Genomic DNA, 16909 nt, shown 5'->3' with positions numbered 1-16909 from the left:
TTCGCACTGTTACCGCGTGCGACGAAGTGTTACGCCGCGCGCGAGATCGCGGCTGGAATCGGGTAGGTGCGCGGCGGCGGCGCTAGACGAGGAAGTCGTCGAGCTTCGAGAACATCTCCGGCGTCACGAGCGCGCGCACGCGCGTGCCGGCCTCGTCGTAGTCGAGCTCGAGCACGCGGTTGCGCTCGTGCAGCTCGGCGACGAGGTCGCCCCTGTCATACGGCACCACGACAGTGACCTCGCGGTCTGGCGCCGGAATCGCCGCGTCGACGCGCGCCATGAGCTCGTCGACGCCCTCGCCGGTGCGCGCCGAGACGAACACGCCGTCTGGCGCGAGCCCGTGCAGCAGCAGCCTGCGGGAGTCGTCGATGAGGTCGGCCTTGTTGAACGCCACGACCTCGGGAATGCCCTGCGCCTCGACCTCGGCGATGACCTCGCGCACGGTCGCGAGCTGCGCCTCGGGGTCGGGGTGCGAGGCGTCGACGACGTGCAGAATCACATCTGATTCCCCCACCTCCTCGAACGTCGAGCGGAACGCCTCGACGAGCTGGTGGGGCAGGTTGCGCACGAACCCGACGGTATCGACGTAGGTGAAGTCGCGCCCGTCTTGCGTCTCAGAGTGCCGCACGGCGGTGTCGAGGGTCGCGAACAGCTGGTTCTGCACGAGCTCCTGGGTGCCCGTGAGGCGGTTCAGCAGGCTCGACTTGCCGGCGTTCGTGTAGCCGGCGATTGCAACAGACGGCACCTCGCCGCGCTTGCGGTTCGCCCGCTTGGCTGCGCGCGCTGGCGCAAAGCCGGCGATCTGCTTGCGCAGCTTCGCCATGCGGGTGTTGATGCGGCGGCGGTCGAGCTCGATCTTCGTCTCGCCGGGGCCGCGCGAGCCCATGCCGGCGCCCGCCGCGCCCACTTGGCCACCGGCCTGGCGCGACATCGACTCGCCCCAGCCGCGGAGCCTCGGCAGCAGGTATTCGAGCTGCGCGAGCTCGACCTGCGCCTTGCCCTCGCGGCTCTTCGCGTGCTGGCTGAAGATGTCGAGAATCACGGTGGTGCGGTCGATGACCTTCGCGTTCACGACGTCTTCGAGCGCGCGCCGCTGGCTCGGGCCGAGCTCATCGTCGGCGATCACGGTGTCGGCACCGAGCGCGCGCACGAGCTCGGCGAGCTCCTGGGCCTTGCCCTTGCCGAGGTAGGTCGCGGGGTCAGGGTTCGCGCGGCGCTGCAGCACCCCGTCGAGCACCGTCGCGCCAGCGGTTTCGGCGAGTGCAGCGAGCTCGCGCAGCGAGTTCTCCGCATCTTCGAGCGCGTCTGCGGCAGACTGACTGCGGCCCGAGTTGAAGATGCCGATGAGCACTACGTTCTCGAGGCGCAGCTGTCGGTACTCGACCTCGGTGACGTCTTCGAGCTCCGTGGAGAGGCCCGCGACGCGCGTGAGCGAAGCGCGATCTTCACGGTCCATCTGAATGCCGTGGCCGGCCTCGCCGAGCTCGTCGTGGTCTGAGCTGCCGAGCGCCTGCGCATCGGAGAGGTCGCGAATCACCGAGGCACCGGTGCCACCGGCGCGCTTGAGTAGCCGCTCGAGCGGGTCTGTGGGCGCGGCCGCAGCTTCGTCGCCGCTCGCGGTCGCATCGGCCACGGTCTCGCCGCTCGCGGTCTCGTCGCTCACTGTCTCGTCGGTCTTGTCGTTCGTGATATCACTCATGTGCTTCCCAAGTGTACGGTGATCGCGCCACCAAAGCACGGATGTTCGCTTCGGGCATGTGGCCTGGGGCACGGGCTGGGATACTGGGGTGGTGAATCAGCACTACTTCTCAGAATCCCCCGCCGGCGACTTCACGCCGCGCGAGATCGAGGTCGAGCTTGCGGGCAGGGCGCGCAGCGTGCTCACCGCGGGCGGCGTCTTCAGCCCCGAGCACCTCGATCAGGGAACGGCGCTGCTGCTCGACACGCTCCCGGGCCTGACTGAGCTTCCGCTCGTGCCGGCCGGCGAGGCCGCTGATGCTGATGCTGATGCTGATGCTGCTGCTGCTGCTGCCACCGTCGACCACGCGACTGCTGCCGGGCCCGCTGGCGGCGGCCCCGCTGTGGCGGAGGCGCCGGGCGCGGTCGAGGCCCCCGGCACGGCGGCGAGCGCAGCCCCAATTCTCGATATCGGGTGCGGTTGGGGGCCGATCGCCCTCGCCGCCGCACTCGAGCACGCAGACCGTGAGGTCTGGGCAATCGACGTGAACGAGCGCTCTCGCGAGCTCACCAGGCGAAATGCCGAGCGGCTCGGGCTCGCAAACGTTCGGGTCGCGTCTCCCGAGGATGTACCGGCGGGGCTCGAGTTCTCCGAGCTTCGCTCGAACCCCCCGATTCGTGTCGGCAAGGAGGTGCTGCACGGCATTCTCTCCGAGTGGCTCCCCCGCCTGGTGCCCGGCGGGAGCGCGTACCTCGTCGTCGCAAAACACCTCGGAGCAGATTCGTTGCAGCGGTGGATCGCAGCGTCGTTCACCGATTTCGAGGTGGATCGCGTCGCCCGCAAGAAGGGGTTCCACGTGCTGCGCGCGATGCGCGACTAGGCCTGCGGCCCGGCCAGCCCTCGCGGGCCCCGCGAGTTCCACCACCTTCGGGCGCCCCGCGAGCTCCGGGCGCCCCGCGAGCTCCGGGCGCCCCGCCAGCTCCACCAGCTCCCCTGCTCCCCGCGCCTGCACCACCGGCGCCCCGCGCCTGCGCTCGATAGGCGATCTGCGGTAGATAGGCAGCAAATGCGACCTTTTCTCGTGTGCAGCGCCGATTTGCTAGGGAGCGCCGCGCTCGGCCCGCCGAATAGGACGGGTAGGCCCCGAAATTGGGTGGATCTTTGCTCGAGCCCCCATATTCTTGTGAAAAGACTACTGAGTCTTTGTTTGTGCCCCCTGAGGAGCAAGTGGGATACAAAGCAGCCTGCTCGGCCCGTCGTATGATGCTGGCATTCGATCATTCCACGACGGCGTGAGGAGGTACAGTGCACGGTGTATTCCACGCGCTCCGAGCAACCGAGCTCGCCGCAGCAACAGCGGCGCTTCAGTTGCCCGGCGCTGTGCTGTTGCTCACGGGCGAACCGGGCGCGGGCAAACACGTGCTCGCGCGGCAGGTCATCGAGCAAATCATCGACCAGCGCCTCCCTGCAGACGACGCAGCGGGGCAGCCTCGAGTCATCACGCTGAACGCTTCAGAGACGCTCCAACACATTCCGTTCGGGCTGCTCCACACCGCGTTCCCGGCGGCGGGGCTGCCCGAGTCACGTGACCTTGCCGAGGTATACCACGCGGTGCTCGCCGCCCAGCAAGAGTGTTCGGGCGGCGCGATCGTTCTTGTCGACGACGCAGACAGCGCCGACGATGAGAGCCTCCGCGTCATTGCGGCCCTCGGCGGGCACCCGGGCTTCCAAGTGCTCATCACCGCTCGCGATCGCAACGACCTACCGGGGCCAATCATGCGGCTCGTGCGCGACCGCAGCGTCTCCGAGGTCGAGCTCGCTCCCCTCGCATTCGCACAAACCAAATCGCTTGCAGCGCACCTGCTCGGCACGCCCGCCATCGAGGCGGAGACGCTCTCTCGGCTGCACCGGGTCAGCGGCGGCAACCCGCTCTTTCTCACGGAACTGGTCGCGAGTCTTAAGCGCTCCGGGTCACTCTCCCGTTTCGACGACCTCGTCAGCTGGAGCGGCGACAACGGCGAGATCCCCCCGTCGCTCCCCGCCTTTCTCGTCGAAGAGCTCTCGCGAGCGCACCCCGAGACCCGATCCGCCCTCTGCACCGTTGCGCTTGCCGAACCGGTGACGCTCGCGACAATCGCGAAGCTCGCCGATGTCGCGGCCCCCGCAGCCCTCGACCGGCTTCTCACCCACCGCGTGATTCGCGAAGACCTCGCCCCCGACGGCACACCGCTGCTGCGCACGAGCAACCAGCTCATCGGGGACACTGTGCGCGGCGCGATCCCCGCCGGTGAGCGAATTCAACTGCTGCGCAGCATCGCCGATACGCTGCCAACCCCGCTCGAGCTCGCGCCGGCAGAAACCCTGTTGCGCGGGGTGCACGTGCTGCTCGATGCTGGTCGCACGCCGCCGAGCCGCGCACTCTGGCGAGCCCTCGGCCTTGCAGTCGCCAGCAACAATTTCGGGCTGACGGTACGCGTTGCCAGGGCGCTGAGCGCACACCCCGGGCTCAGCCTCACCGAACGGCTACAGGCGACCACAGCACGGCTCCAGGCCGCCAGATTTTCGGGAATCTCGGAGTTTCTCGTCGCCCCAGATCTACTCACCGCACCGTTCACCGCCGACAGCGGGTTCGGCGCCGGGCCAGGGGCCGCGTTCGCGCCTTCATTCGAGCCTCCATTCGAGCCGTCGTTCGGTGTGCTTCCGGTGCCCTTCGAGGCACCGGCCACCTCAGCTGCACGCATCGACCTCGGCCTCGCCCGCGCCGATATCCTGCTCTACCGCGACGACGATCGCGCCGCGGCCCGCGCCCTGCTCACGTCGATGCTCGAGGCGGCAGGGGTCGCAGAGGCGGGTGCCGCGCACGTCAGCGACACCCCGGCGGGCGCCCGCACGCACCCGGCTGAGCCGCCGGGAACGAGCACCAACCCGGCGCCACCGTCCCCTGCCGGAGAGCTCTCTGCCCAGGCCTTAGCCGGGGCCTACATTCGCCATGCATACGCCGGAGAGTTCGCTGCCTCTGACGCGCTCCGCACCACGGCCGGGTTCCCCCGCAGCCTTCCCCGCCTCGTCTCGGTCGCTGGCGCAACGATCCTCATCGCGGCGCAACGCGGCGAGCTCAAATCGGCACGCGCCATCGCCCGTGACACGCTCCCGGCGGCCCTTGGCCGCCCGTCGGAGTTCCACTCCGCTGGAGGCGAGATCTTCGGAGCCCTCTGCATGAGCGAGCTCCTCAACGGCCAGGTCGCCGCGGCGGCGAGGCTCCACGTCGCCCTTCTCAACTCGCTGGAGCACCCGACCGGCCCGTACCGCGGCGGCACCGGCTACGTCGGAACATTCACTGGGATGCTCGCGCTCGCAGAGGGCCGCTGGGGCGAGGCGGCGTCGGAGTTCGCGGCGGCGATAAGCGCCTTCGGTCGCGCCGATGGCATGGGGTTTCTCGCCGTGGCGCTCTCGGGCCGGGCGCTCGCGCTCGCGTCGGCCGGCCGCACCGCGCTCGCCGCAACGGTGCTCGACACGCTCGAACAGACGCAACTGCGCGCGAGCCGCATCGTCGAGGGCCCGATACGACTCAATACGATCGCCGCGCGACTCTGGATAGAGGACCCAACCGCGCAGGAAGCCGCTCTCGAGCTCGTCGAGTGGGCGCACCAGCGAGAGTTGCACCTCGTCGAGTTGCGGGCGATCCACCTCGCCAGCAGCGCGCCCGCGAGGCTCCCCGCGGCGCACTTTGATCGCGCCAGCGAGCTCAGCGCCCGCATCGATACACCGTTCGCGCACACGCTCGCGGAGGCCACCGGCGAGCGCGCCGACGGCGGACCCGTGCAAGACTCTGCGGCGGTGCGCAGGCTCGCGCGAGGCGGCATTCGTGGCCCCTTCTTGTGGCGGGCGGCGCTGACGCAGCGTGAGCGTGAGGTCGCAGGGCTTGCCGTTCTGGGGTACTCAACCAAGCACATCGCTGCCACGCTTCGCGTGTCGACGCGCACGGTCGACGCGCACCTCGCAAAGGCGTTCGCAAAGCTTGCGGTCAACGACCGCGAGGGGCTCGCGCTGCATCTCGATCGGCGCGGCTCGCTCTGGGCCACGCCCTGACCGTCGCGGGCCCGATAACCCAGGCGCGTTGACCCCGCGCCCCCAAACCCGGCGAACCCTGCACTTCCCTCCGACACCACCCAGTTGTCACCGTGTGCAATGGGGGTGTCTCGGGGGGAAGTGCAGGGGTGATGCCGGAGCCCCGGCGTTCGCTGGTCTACCGCCGCTTCAGGGGGCTACTCACCGCGGCTCGCGTTCCCCGCGTGAGCGCCCCGGGCACCGCTGGCACCCCGGGCCCCGTGAGCGCGACGCCCTGCCATCAGCATTCCCCCTGCGACAAGCAGCGCCCCGAGAGCTCCAAGCGCACTCATGTTTGTCGCTCCGGTCTCGGCGATGCGCTGCGGCGAGGCCGCGGGCCGAGCTACACCCGGAGCTGCTCCCGGGGGCACGACGGGCACCACTGCCGGCGGCGTTGTGACCGGCGGCCGGGCCGCACACTCGGGCGTTGCCGGCGGGTACACGGCCGTGGCGGCCGCGGTCGGGTTGATGCGAATCTCGATGATCGTCTCGCCACGCAGGTCGTAGAACGGAGCCGATGGGTCTTCGAACCAGGTGCCGTCTGCTCGCTGCGTCCACCCCGGCCAGCCCGTTGGGTTGCCTGCCTCATCGATCGAGGCGCCGGGCCAGAGCATCTGGCCGGTCAGCTGCTGCCCACTCACCCAGCCATCTGGGTAGGGCAGAGTGTCTACCTTCGCCGCACCGTTCGCCAGGATTGCGGCGTGATCCGAGGCCGGAATCGCCGCGTCCCGCGCGGCATAGGCCTCAGGCGCCCACCAGATAATGGCGATCGGCAGCTCGCCCTCGTCACTGATGCCGGTCGGCGTCACCGCGTAGGTGAACCACGGGGTGTCGTTCACGCAGGCGGCGGTACCCGATACGGTCACGCTTCGCACGGGGGTTGTCGCCTCGCCGCAATCGTTGCCCGGGTTGTTGTCTGCTGTGTCGGCGGGCTCACCGACGCTACCGCCGTCGCCCTCGCCGTCGCCGTCGCCACCGCCGTCGCCACCGCCGTCGCCACCGCCCTTGCCGTCGCCCTCGGCACCGCCGTCACCGGCTCGGGCCGCTGGCCGCTCGGGCCACACCTGCGCAACCGCGCCGTCGCTCGCTACGCAGGCCCTGTTCACGACCTCGCCGGCCTCGGGAGCCGAGGTCACCATCGCATCGAACTCGATGACGGCTTCGCCGGCAAAGGCTCCCTCGTAGCTTGCGGTGACCGTTGTGCCGCCGGTCACTGTCCAGCCGACCGGGGCACTCACCCCGTCGGCGAACGCGAGGCCAGTGGGGAGTGCGTCGGTGACGACGGGGTTCAGCGCCGCGTGTTCACCCGAGGCCGTCACCGTGAGCGTGTAGCGCACGAGGTCGCCAACCTCCGCCGCGCCGTCGGGGGCCTCTGCCGACTTCTCGAGCGCGAGGTCGAAGTTCGGCTCCGGGCAGGCGTTCACCGTGACGGTCTCACTCTCAGACGCCTCGCCGTGGCTGAGAGTCACGGTGTACTCGCCCGGCCCCTCGATCGCCACGGTGACCGACCCTTCGCCGTCGACTCCGCGCACGGTGCGCACGGGGCTCGTCACCCCGTCGTGAGTCACGGTGAGCGAGTAGTCGAGGTAGCTGAGCGTCTCGTCGAAGAAGACCTCGAGTTCGGTCGGTAGGGAGTCTCCGAGCATGACACACTGATCGACATCGACCCAGATCTCAGGCTCGGGCACCGGTGGGTTGTCGCAGCCGTTCTCGAAGATCGCCTGCCCTTCCTCGCCCCAGTTCAGGCCGGGGAACTCGACGAGTTCGCCGTTCTCGATGTAGCTGAACGGCGGGATAATGTCGCGGTTATCCTGGTGATCAACGTGCCCGCGCAGCACCCCCATTGTGTTCGGCGAGATCGACACCCACTTACCGTCTTGACCGGTCGCGTGGCAGAGGCCCACCGGTGCTGGTTCTTCAGGGCACGGTGTGACCGTCAGCGATGCGGATCCCGATCCTTCCTCAGCGGTCGCGCCAACACGGGTGACCGTCAGTTGGTAGCCCCCGACGCCGAGCAGCGGTACTTGCACGGCCTGCGCCGCGGCGGTCGCGGTCACTACCATGAGCTCGAACGAGTCGCTGTCACCGATGGCGAGCGTCAGGCGGTACTTCTGCCCTGCGGTGAGCCCGGCGAGGTTCGCCGTGCCCGTGGCCGGGAGTTCGCCGCCGGCCGAGAGGCACTGCGACACGGTCAGGTCGACGCTGGGTGTGCTGTACACCGGTTGCTCCGGAGTCTCGCACCCGTTGTTGTAGATCGCCTGCCCGGCCGCGTCCCAGTTCAGGCCCGCGAAGTAGCGTTGCTCTCCGTCGTCGCGGTAGCTGAACGGTGGGATGATGTCGCGGTTGTCTTGGTGGCCAGCGTGACCGTTGAGGTCGCCGCTCTTCGCTGGCTCGTTGTAGACCCACTTGCCCGGGTTGCCCGTCGCGTGGCAGATGCCAACCATTTCTTTGTCGCCTCGCGGCGTGGCCGCGGGTGTTTCGCTCGACGATTGGGTTCGCGCGGTGGCTGGCGTGTCGACGGCCTCGGAGCCGCCCGAGCCCGCAAAACCCTCGCTGCTCTCCGTTGCCTCGGGCACGAGCTCGGGGCTCACCACCGGCTGCGGTGCTGGCGCTGGAGCTGGCTCGGGCGCTGGTGCTGGCGCAGGCGCTGGAGCTGGCGCTGGCGCTGGAGCTGGCTCGGGAGCCGGAGCTGGAGCTGGAGCTGGAGCTGGAACCGGATCGGGTGCCTGAGCCGGAGCTGGTTCGGGGGACGGCGCTGGCGCCGCCGGCTGCGCCTCAGGGGCTGCGGCTCCCGCGGATGCGTCAGGGGCGGCCTCGTCGGCGAAGGCCGCGAGCGGTGTCGGGCCGAGCACGAGCGCTACAGCCGCGAAGAGGGCGAGCCAGAACCGGCCCGCCCTCGGTGTTGCGTGGAACTCACCGGGTTCTCGGCGAGATGTCTGGAACATGATCGGGGTCCGATTTCACTCGCGGGAACGCGAGTGGCGCCCCCAAGCCAAAGTGGGGTCAACCGGTTTCCTGATCGGCCCCGACGCAGGGACCGACGGCTCCTACGCCATCAGCACCAGAAACTCAGCGGCGCTGCGGCCTCGGTGCACGATACGTGCAGCGTACGAGTGCGCCAACCAGTGGCGCATCGGTAGGAATTACCTAGGGCAGATCGATGGTGCCTCGGTAGACAAGCTCGGCGGGGCCAGTGAGCGAAACGTGCTCGCCCTCCTCGGTTGCGAACATCCGCACGCCGAGCCTCCCGCCCGGCACCGTCACACTCCAGCTGTTTGGCATCTGATCGCCACCCCAGTGGCGAAACGCGAGCGCTGCCGCTGCGGCGCCGGTGCCACACGACAGCGTCTCACCGACGCCGCGCTCGAAGACACGCATGGTGATGTGGGCGACGCCGTTCACGAGCAGCTGCTCTGCGGGCACCACGAACTCGGCATTCGCGCCGGCCGCGGGCACCGGCTCGAACGTCGGCGCGACGTCGAGGTTCAGCCCGTCGAGCTCAGCCTGGTCAGCAAGCACGGTAACAACGTGGGGGTTGCCCACCTCGATACCGAGGCCTGGGCGGGCGACCGAAAGGCCCTGCGAGGCGACGAGGCGCTCCTTGCCGAGGCGCCACCGGCCAAGATCCACCGTGTACCCCGCCGCACCGACGAGCACGTCTCGCACCCCGGCCCGGGTTCCGAGCGGCAGCGTGTCGCTCCGCTCGGGCGCGACGAGCCCCTCGTTGATGAGATAGTGCGTGTACACGCGCACCCCGTTGCCGCACATCTCGGCGACCGTGCCGTCGGCGTTCCAGTAGTCCATAAACCACTCGGCCTCGGGCTCGACCGCAAGCACGTCGGTGCCCTCCGGCAGCGCCCGCGACCGCACCGCACGAATCACTCCGTCTGCGCCAATGCCGAAGCGGCGGTCGCAGAGAAACCGCACGAGCTCGGGCGTCAGGTCGACCGTGCCCTCGGGGTCTGTGAACAATACGAAGTCGTTTCCTGTGCCGTGCCCCTTGGTAAATGTGAGTGCGGTCATGCGAAACCCCTTCGAAGGTCAGTGCGGCATTTGTGGGGTTCAGGTTATCGCACGGAGGCTGGGTGGGCGGCGAGGCTGGGTGGGCGGCGAGGCAGCGGGTCAATGCAGCAGCGCACAGGCTCGGTGATCTGCAGCAGCACAGGTTCGGAGGTCTGCAGCAGCGCACAGGCTCGGTGATCTGCAGCCGCTAGGTGCTCCGGGGCCATACTCGACCGTGGGAGCGCGGATCGCCTATCCGACGCAGCCGGCGCCGCCCCGTAGCCGCGTCGCCGCGCACGGGCGCTGGCTGCAGTGCATCGCATATCTGCAGTTCATCGACTCGAGCGGGCGCTTCCGGGGCCGTGTTCTGCAGATTACCTAGCGATGGTCGGCAGCGGTGGCGAGTTCGTCGAGAGCCGCGGTGTTCTTGCCGGCCGTCTGATCTACCCAGGTGGTGTTGGCGTATCGCTTGAACCAACTCACCTGTCGGCGCGCATACCGGCGCGTGAGTGCCTGCGTCTCGGCAATGGCCTCGGCCTCGCTCAGCTCGCCCCGAAGCTCGGCGAGCGCCTGCGCGTACCCGATCGCCCGGCTCGCGGTCTTGCCACGCTCGAGCCCGCGCGGAATGAGCCCGCGCACCTCGTCGAGCAGCCCGCTCTCCCACATCTGCTCCACCCTGCGGTCGAGCCGCGCGGTAAGGGTCTCGCGCTCGCACGAAATCCCGACGATGCGGGTGCCGGAGTGCGCGCGACCGGAGAGCCAGAGCTCGGGCTCGCTCGGGAGCGTCACCCTCGCGTCGCCGCCCAGCAGCGCGACCTCGAGCGCACGTACGACCCGCCTGGGGTTTCGCTGATCGACCGCGGTGGCGACATCGGGAGCGAGTTCGTGGAGCCTGGCGAGCAGCGGGCCAACCCCGGCCTGCTCGAGCTGCGCCTCGAGCTCTGCACGCACCCCCTCATCGCGTGGCGGAAACTGAAAGTCAAAGATCACACTCGACACATACAGCCCCGAGCCGCCGACGAGAATGGCGTCGGACCCGCGCGACAGCAATGCTGCGATGCACTCGCGCGCCGCAGGCTGGTAGCGCGCAACCGTAGCTTCCTCGGCCGGGTCGAAGACATCGAACAGGTGGTGTGTGACCCCGCGGCGCTGCTCGGGCAGGAGCTTTGCCGTGCCGATGTCCATGCCTCGATAGAGCTGCATCGCGTCGGCATTCACGACCTCTGCGCTGACGCCGCGGGCAGCGTACAGCCGCTCGGCGAGGTCGAGCGCCGCCTCAGATTTACCGGTGCCAGTCGCCCCGACGATCGCCCAGAGCGTCGCCACCCTACTGCCCGATGCGCAGCGTCGGCAGGCCGAGATTCACCGCACGGCCCCCGCCGGAGGCCGCTGGCGCTGGTGCACCGCAGCTGTCGGCCTGACGCCTATCCCAGGCGTCGCCCGCCCGGGTGCGGCGCACCGCGTAGCGCGCGGTGTCGTCGGCAATCACAAAGTGCGGCGCTGCCGCAGTCACCGTCGTCGTCACCATATCGCCGGGGCGCGGCTCCTCGCCGCCGTCTGGAATGGCAAAGTGCACGAGCCTATTGTCGGCCGCCCGGCCAGAGAGCCTGCGCGTCGCTCCATCTTTGCGGCCCTCGTGGCCCTGCACAAGCACCTCGACGGTCTCGCCGATCTGCGCCTGATTCTCCTCGAGCGACAGCCGCTCCTGCAGCGCAGCGAGCCGCTCGTAGCGCTCCTGCACCACGGCCTTCGGAATCTGATCTGGCATCGTCGCAGCGGGCGTGCCCGGGCGGACGGAGTACTGGAACGTGAACGCGCTCGCAAAGCGCGAGGCCTCAACGACGCGCAGCGTGTCTTCGAAGTCAGCATCGGTTTCGCCGGGGAACCCGACGATGATGTCTGTCGTGATTGCGGCGCCCGGAATACGTTCGCGCACGGCATCGAGAATGCCAAGAAACTTCTTCGAGCGGTACGAGCGGCGCATCGCTTTGAGCACGGTGTCTGAGCCTGACTGCAGCGGCATGTGCAACGAGGGCATCACGTTCGGGGTCTCGGCCATCGCAGCGATCACATCGTCAGTGAACGCCGCGGGGTGCGGGCTGGTGAAGCGCACGCGCTCGAGGCCCTCGATCTCGCCCATGGCCCGCAGCAGCTTGCCGAAGGCTTGCCGATCACCGAACTCGACGCCGTAGGTGTTGACGTTCTGGCCGAGCAGCGTGACCTCGATCGCACCGTCGTCGACGAGCGCCTGCACCTCGGCGAGAATATCGCCGGGTCGACGGTCTTTCTCCTTGCCACGCAGCGACGGCACGATGCAGAACGTGCAGGTGTTGTTGCAGCCCACCGAGATCGATACCCAACCGCTCGAAGCTGAGTCGCGCTTGGTCGGCAGCGTCGACGGAAACACCTCAAGCGACTCGAGAATCTCGACCTGCGCCTCGGCGTTGTGCCTGGCACGCTCGAGCAGCGCCGGCAGCGAGCCCATGTTGTGGGTGCCGAACACGACATCGACCCAGGGGGCTTTGTCGACGATCTCGCCCTGGTCTTTCTGCGCGAGGCAGCCGCCGACGGCAATCTGCATGCCCTCGCGCTCGCGCTTCACAGCGGCGAGCATGCCCAGGTTGCCGTAGAGCTTGTTCGCAGCGTTCTCGCGCACTGCGCACGTGTTGATCACATACACGTCGGCGTCGTCTGGGCTCTCGGCAGCGACGTAGCCGGCGGCCTCGAGCGAGCCAGACATGCGCTCCGAGTCGTGCACGTTCATCTGGCAACCGAGCGTGCGTACCGTGTAGCTACGGGCCGACCCGTCTGGGCGTGTCGCGGCTGGCGACGGTTCGATCTTCACTGCTTCGACGGTAGGCATGGCATCAATTCTACCCGCGACCAATCACAACGAGGAATCGGCCGGCTACTGGAATCTCACCGTGCCACGCCCCTGCGAGCGCGTGCCACCATCGAGCGCCTCGCGGGCAGCCCGAGTCGCGCGTTCGCCAGACCAGCCGCGCCGGGCGAGAAAGCCCAACAGGCGACGCTCGGCCGTCTGCCGATCGAGCCCTGTGAGCCGACGGGCACGCTCGCGCGCAGTCTGCGTAAGCAGTTCGAGCTCATCATCGTCGTCGAGGCCCTCGAGCGCGGCCTCGATCGCGGCATCTGGCAGCTGGCGCTCCCGCAGCTTCTGCCGAATTCGTGCCTTGCTCTCACCCTTCGACGACCGCAGCTTCTCGGCGACCGTGACGGCAAGATCAGCGTCGTCGAGGTAGAGCGCGTCGACGCATTCGGCAACCGCTTGCTCGGCGTCGACCTCGGGGTGGCCGAGCGACACAAGCGCCCGCTGCAGCTCGCCGCTCGAGAGCGCGCGGCGGGCCAGCAGCTTAACGGCGCTCTCGTAGGGAGTCGGGCCAGAGCATTCGGCCTGTTCGGCATCAGGCGTCGTCGCGCTCAGACCCGAGGCATGCACGCCCGAGGCATGCACGCCCGAGGCGAGCACGCCCGAACCATCTGCCACCGCATCGGAGGCTGGGCCCAGCAGCGCACGCAGTGCAGCAGCCGGGCGCGCACCGCCTGCGCCCCTAGGCTCCCCCTGCTGCCTGGAGCCGCGAGCTAGCCGATCAACGGTCGCCGCCCCGCGGGCCAGCGGATCAGCGACGGCCTCCCCGCGGCGCGGTGCCTCGTCGGGGGCAGCGGGCTCCGGCCGGCGAAGCCTGCTGCGAAACTCGATGACCTCTGCGAGGTCTCCCTGCTCCTCGCGCTGTGCCCGCGGCCGCTCTTCCGGGGGCGGAAGAAACCTGACCGCCACGGCTATGCGCTCGCGGCGAGTGCCTCGCCAGTATCGGCGTTTGGCTCGGCCGGCGCCTCCTCTTCCTTGCGACCGTTCACACCGAGCTTCGTGAGAATCTTCTCTTCGATCTCGAGTGCGGTGTCGGGGTTCGCGAGCAAGAAGCGGCGGGCATTCTCCATGCCCTGGCCCAACTGGTCGCCATCGTAGGTGTACCAGGCACCGCTCTTTTTCACGAGGCCGTGCTCGACGCCGTAGTCAATCAGCGAGCCCTCACGTGAGATGCCAGTGCCGTACAGAATGTCGAACTCGGCCTGCTTGAAGGGCGGGGCCATCTTGTTTTTCACGACCTTCACGCGGGTGCGGTTGCCGACCGCATCTTGGCCATCTTTCAGTGTCTGAATGCGGCGAATGTCGAGACGAACCGAGGCGTAGAACTTCAGCGCCTTGCCACCCGAAGTCGTCTCTGGGCTACCAAAGAAGACACCAATCTTCTCGCGCAGCTGGTTGATGAAGATCGCAGTCGTCTTCGTGGAGTTCAGGCTGCCGGTAATCTTGCGGAGCGCCTGCGACATGAGCCTGGCCTGCAGCCCGACGTGGCTGTCGCCCATGTCGCCATCGATTTCGGCCTTGGGCACGAGGGCTGCAACGGAGTCGATGACCACGAGATCGACCGAGCCCGAGCGAATCAGCATGTCGGCGATCTCGAGTGCCTGCTCACCGGTGTCTGGCTGGGCAACGAGCAGCGCGTCGATGTCAACGCCGAGCTTCTTTGCGTACTCGGGGTCGAGGGCGTGCTCAGCGTCGATAAACGCGGCGATGCCGCCCGCGCGCTGGGCGTTTGCAATCGCGTGCAGCGTGAGCGTGGTCTTGCCCGAAGACTCTGGGCCGTAAATCTCGATGATGCGGCCGCGCGGGAGGCCGCCAATGCCGAGGGCAACGTCGAGCGCGACCGAACCGGTGGGAATAACCTCGACGGCCTGCCGCTCCTGGCTCCCCATGCGCATGACTGCGCCCTTGCCAAACTGGCGATCAATGAGTGCGAGAGCCGATTCGAGGGCCTTCTCGCGATCCTTCGGTGCTGCCATGATGTCTTCCTTACGTGTTCGCGCGGCCAAACCGCTCAGTTGCTGCCTACCGTCTGTCAGGGCATCGCGTTTGATGCTGACAAGGCTGGGTAATTCCCTGGTTTCAGACTCTAGATCGAACCACCGACATTGTGCGCGGGCGGCTTCGAATCGAGGAGTTTGAGAACAGATTCACTACCTGTGGACGAAGATAACACTGTTCGAACACATATTCGAACGCGGCCACGCGGCGTGTCGCACAATCACCGCGGCAGCAGAGGCGCAGCGTTCGTGCCATCGCGGCCCCGGGCACGCAAAAGGCCCGAGCCGCGCTAGGCGCGACCCGGGCCCTCACTCAGCCGTCTTGCGGATCGGCGAGGCCGCGCCCGTGACGGCGCACCTCTGGAACCTCGAACTCCACGCAGAGCGCCTCCCAGACCTCGCGGGGCGAGACGCCACGCGCAAGAGCTTCGTCTGGCGTGGAGCCCAGGGCGGCCAACCAGTAATCTCGCAGCAACACCCCGGAGTGAGCTTCACCAAACTCCTCGGCGACTGCGGCACGAAAGGCGCGGTGGCGCATCTCTCGCTAGCGGGTGACGAGCTCGGGGCTGTACCCCGACACAAGATCTACCGGAACGGTGTCGGGAACCCGGCTCGGCATGGGCATCGACAGCCCCTCGACAATTGCCAGGCGCTCGCTCACTTCACCGAGAATCACCGACAGCGGGGTGTCTAGGGCGTCGGCAACTGCGGCGAGAATCTCGCTCGAAGCCTCTTTCTGGCCGCGTTCAACCTCGCTGAGGTACCCGAGCGCAACGCTCGCATCGCCAGCAACCTGCCGGAGCGTGCGCCCCTTCTGCAAGCGGAAGTCGCGGAGCACATCACCGATTTCTTGACGTACTAGCAGCATGTGCAACCTCCTTGAATCTGCACGACCCCGCGGCCGTGCATGTTACTTTACCCGGCAAACGCCAGTTCGGCATTCACCACCACTTACCGTGACACTGGGAACAACCAAGAGACTACCCCGTCTATTCCCCGAATTCCCTGAACTTGAGTCGGCTACACTCAGGTATTGTCGAATTCTCAGGGTTTTCCAGGAAATAACTGAGCCTATCGCCCCTCGAGCAGCGCGATCTCGGCGGCAAGCAGCTCGAGCGCCCCGCCCACCGAAGCCTCACGGATCGCCGCTCGGTCGCCTTCGGCGCCCGCGAGCCGCTCGGATCGGTCACCGAGCGGTGAGCTCACGCCGATCCACACGGTGCCAGCCGGCTGACCGGTTTGCGCGTCGGGAAGCGGGCCCGCGACCCCAGTCGTAGCCACACCGATGTCTGCTGGCAGGGGCGCACCAGAGACCGGCTCCCCGGCGGCTGGCGCGGCACACGCCACCCGCACGCCGGCGGCCATCTGTCGCGCCACCTCGGCGTCGACGGGGCCGTTGGCCGCGAGCCGCTCCGGGTCGACACCGAGCAACGACGCCTTCAGAGCGGTGTCGTACGCGACGATCGCCCCGGTGAGCACCCGGGAGGCCCCCGGCACCGAAACGATGCGAGACGCGAGCATTCCGCCTGTGAGCGACTCGGCTACTGCGATGCGCAGCCCCAGCCGCGCCGCTCTCTCAACGATCTCGGCCGCCAGCAGGTCGGCAGGTGCAGGCGCGGCGCGCCCAGATTCAGGCATTGCGCGTCGCCGAACCCCGGCCGCGCACGAAGGCAACGATGTAGTCGATGCCGCTCGCGATGGTCAGGAAGACTGCGATCGACATCGTGACGATGTTGACCCAGGTAAACACTGCTCCCGCTGCCCCCGAAAGGTGCGCGAGCGGGGTGAGGGCGAGCGCGATCGCGATCGATTGCGCAACGGTCTTCAGCTTGCCCATCCAGGCCGCAGCGACGACAACGTCGCTCACGATCATGAGGCGGTGAATCGTGATTCCGATCTCGCGGACGAGCACGACCGCCACGACCCACCAGGGCAGCTCGGCGATGATCGCAAGCCCGACCAGCGCCGCACCGGTCAGCGCCTTGTCGGCGATCGGGTCGAGCAGCTTTCCGAGGTCGGTAATCAGCCCACGCGAGCGCGCGAGGTAGCCGTCGAGCGCGTCGGTCGCAATCGCCACCACGAAGAATGCTGCGGCGCCCCAGCGCATCGCCTCGTTGCCCCCCGCGGCGAGCAGCAGCCAGAGAAAGAACGGTGTGGCAACGATGCGAGCCGCGGTGATGATGTTCGGCGCGTTCCAGTTACTGGGCGTTGCGCTGCTGACCGCCTGAGAGTTCATGC

The 16909-nt window shown here is 68.2% G+C and carries 13 protein-coding genes; 2 read left to right on the top strand and 11 right to left on the bottom strand.

Annotation, left to right across the window (positions count from 1 at the left end; all coding sequences use genetic code 11):
• Window positions 1-82: 82 nt before the first annotated feature.
• Complete coding sequence (gene hflX / locus ABD115_RS03870) at window positions 83-1699, bottom strand: GTPase HflX (RefSeq protein ID WP_343958398.1); 1617 nt, start codon at window positions 1697-1699, stop codon at window positions 83-85.
• Between the two features lie 91 nt (window positions 1700-1790).
• Here hflX and ABD115_RS03865 point away from each other — a divergent pair, with 91 nt between their 5' ends.
• Entirely contained in the window at window positions 1791-2558 is a 768-nt protein-coding gene (locus ABD115_RS03865) for a class I SAM-dependent methyltransferase (RefSeq protein WP_343958396.1), read from the top strand.
• Between the two features lie 425 nt (window positions 2559-2983).
• On the top strand, window positions 2984-5767 hold the full coding sequence (locus ABD115_RS03860) for a LuxR C-terminal-related transcriptional regulator (protein ID WP_343958394.1): 2784 nt from the start codon (window positions 2984-2986) through the stop codon (window positions 5765-5767).
• 176 nt (window positions 5768-5943) lie between these two features.
• On the opposite strand, the gene ABD115_RS03855 is transcribed toward ABD115_RS03860, so the two are convergent.
• From ABD115_RS03855 to pgsA, 10 genes are all read right to left on the bottom strand, one after another.
• Window positions 5944-8730, bottom strand: a complete 2787-nt coding sequence (locus ABD115_RS03855) for a hypothetical protein (protein WP_343958392.1) — start codon at window positions 8728-8730, stop codon at window positions 5944-5946.
• Window positions 8731-8932: 202 nt separating this feature from the next.
• Window positions 8933-9808 (bottom strand): diaminopimelate epimerase, encoded by an 876-nt coding sequence (gene dapF / locus ABD115_RS03850; protein ID WP_343958390.1) that lies wholly within the window; start codon window positions 9806-9808, stop codon window positions 8933-8935.
• A 357-nt stretch (window positions 9809-10165) separates the two neighbouring features.
• Complete coding sequence (miaA, locus tag ABD115_RS03845; protein ID WP_343958388.1) at window positions 10166-11113, bottom strand: tRNA (adenosine(37)-N6)-dimethylallyltransferase MiaA; 948 nt, start codon at window positions 11111-11113, stop codon at window positions 10166-10168.
• A gap of 1 nt (window position 11114) precedes the next feature.
• The gene (gene miaB / locus ABD115_RS03840; RefSeq protein ID WP_343958386.1) at window positions 11115-12650 is read right to left on the bottom strand and encodes a tRNA (N6-isopentenyl adenosine(37)-C2)-methylthiotransferase MiaB; all 1536 of its coding nucleotides are present in this window, start codon (window positions 12648-12650) and stop codon (window positions 11115-11117) included.
• Between the two features lie 45 nt (window positions 12651-12695).
• The gene (locus tag ABD115_RS03835; RefSeq protein WP_343958384.1) at window positions 12696-13583 is read right to left on the bottom strand and encodes a regulatory protein RecX; all 888 of its coding nucleotides are present in this window, start codon (window positions 13581-13583) and stop codon (window positions 12696-12698) included.
• Between the two features lie 2 nt (window positions 13584-13585).
• Window positions 13586-14650, bottom strand: a complete 1065-nt coding sequence (gene recA, locus ABD115_RS03830; protein WP_343958382.1) for a recombinase RecA — start codon at window positions 14648-14650, stop codon at window positions 13586-13588.
• A gap of 334 nt (window positions 14651-14984) precedes the next feature.
• Window positions 14985-15209 carry a DUF3046 domain-containing protein gene (locus ABD115_RS03825; RefSeq protein WP_343958380.1) on the bottom strand — a complete coding sequence of 75 codons (225 nt, stop codon included), beginning with the start codon at window positions 15207-15209 and terminating at the stop codon, window positions 14985-14987.
• A gap of 6 nt (window positions 15210-15215) precedes the next feature.
• Complete coding sequence (locus ABD115_RS03820) at window positions 15216-15539, bottom strand: helix-turn-helix domain-containing protein (protein WP_343958379.1); 324 nt, start codon at window positions 15537-15539, stop codon at window positions 15216-15218.
• Between the two features lie 203 nt (window positions 15540-15742).
• Window positions 15743-16309: a CinA family protein gene (locus tag ABD115_RS03815; RefSeq protein WP_343958377.1), complete on the bottom strand. Its 567-nt coding sequence runs from the start codon at window positions 16307-16309 to the stop codon at window positions 15743-15745.
• The gene (gene pgsA, locus ABD115_RS03810; protein ID WP_343958375.1) at window positions 16302-16907 is read right to left on the bottom strand and encodes a CDP-diacylglycerol--glycerol-3-phosphate 3-phosphatidyltransferase; all 606 of its coding nucleotides are present in this window, start codon (window positions 16905-16907) and stop codon (window positions 16302-16304) included. The genes ABD115_RS03815 and pgsA overlap by 8 nt, the downstream gene beginning before the upstream one ends.
• Window positions 16908-16909: the final 2 nt, after the last annotated feature.

This window comes from Leucobacter albus (assembly GCF_039528015.1).
Classification (GTDB): Bacteria; Actinomycetota; Actinomycetes; order Actinomycetales; family Microbacteriaceae; genus Leucobacter; species Leucobacter albus.
This window is presented reverse-complemented; position numbering and strand designations above follow the sequence as displayed.

What these genes read in the sequence shown, in the direction of transcription:
- hflX (WP_343958398.1), bottom strand. Translation starts at nt 1,699, where the DNA reads ATGAGTGATATCACGAACGACAAGACCGACGAGACAGTGAGCGACGAG.
- recA (WP_343958382.1), bottom strand. Translation starts at nt 14,650, where the DNA reads ATGGCAGCACCGAAGGATCGCGAGAAGGCCCTCGAATCGGCTCTCGCA.
- ABD115_RS03825 (WP_343958380.1), bottom strand. Translation starts at nt 15,209, where the DNA reads ATGCGCCACCGCGCCTTTCGTGCCGCAGTCGCCGAGGAGTTTGGTGAA.
- pgsA (WP_343958375.1), bottom strand. Translation starts at nt 16,907, where the DNA reads ATGAACTCTCAGGCGGTCAGCAGCGCAACGCCCAGTAACTGGAACGCG.
- dapF (WP_343958390.1), bottom strand. Translation starts at nt 9,808, where the DNA reads ATGACCGCACTCACATTTACCAAGGGGCACGGCACAGGAAACGACTTC.
- ABD115_RS03820 (WP_343958379.1), bottom strand. Translation starts at nt 15,539, where the DNA reads ATGCTGCTAGTACGTCAAGAAATCGGTGATGTGCTCCGCGACTTCCGC.
- ABD115_RS03815 (WP_343958377.1), bottom strand. Translation starts at nt 16,309, where the DNA reads ATGCCTGAATCTGGGCGCGCCGCGCCTGCACCTGCCGACCTGCTGGCG.
- ABD115_RS03855 (WP_343958392.1), bottom strand. Translation starts at nt 8,730, where the DNA reads ATGTTCCAGACATCTCGCCGAGAACCCGGTGAGTTCCACGCAACACCG.
- miaB (WP_343958386.1), bottom strand. Translation starts at nt 12,650, where the DNA reads ATGCCTACCGTCGAAGCAGTGAAGATCGAACCGTCGCCAGCCGCGACA.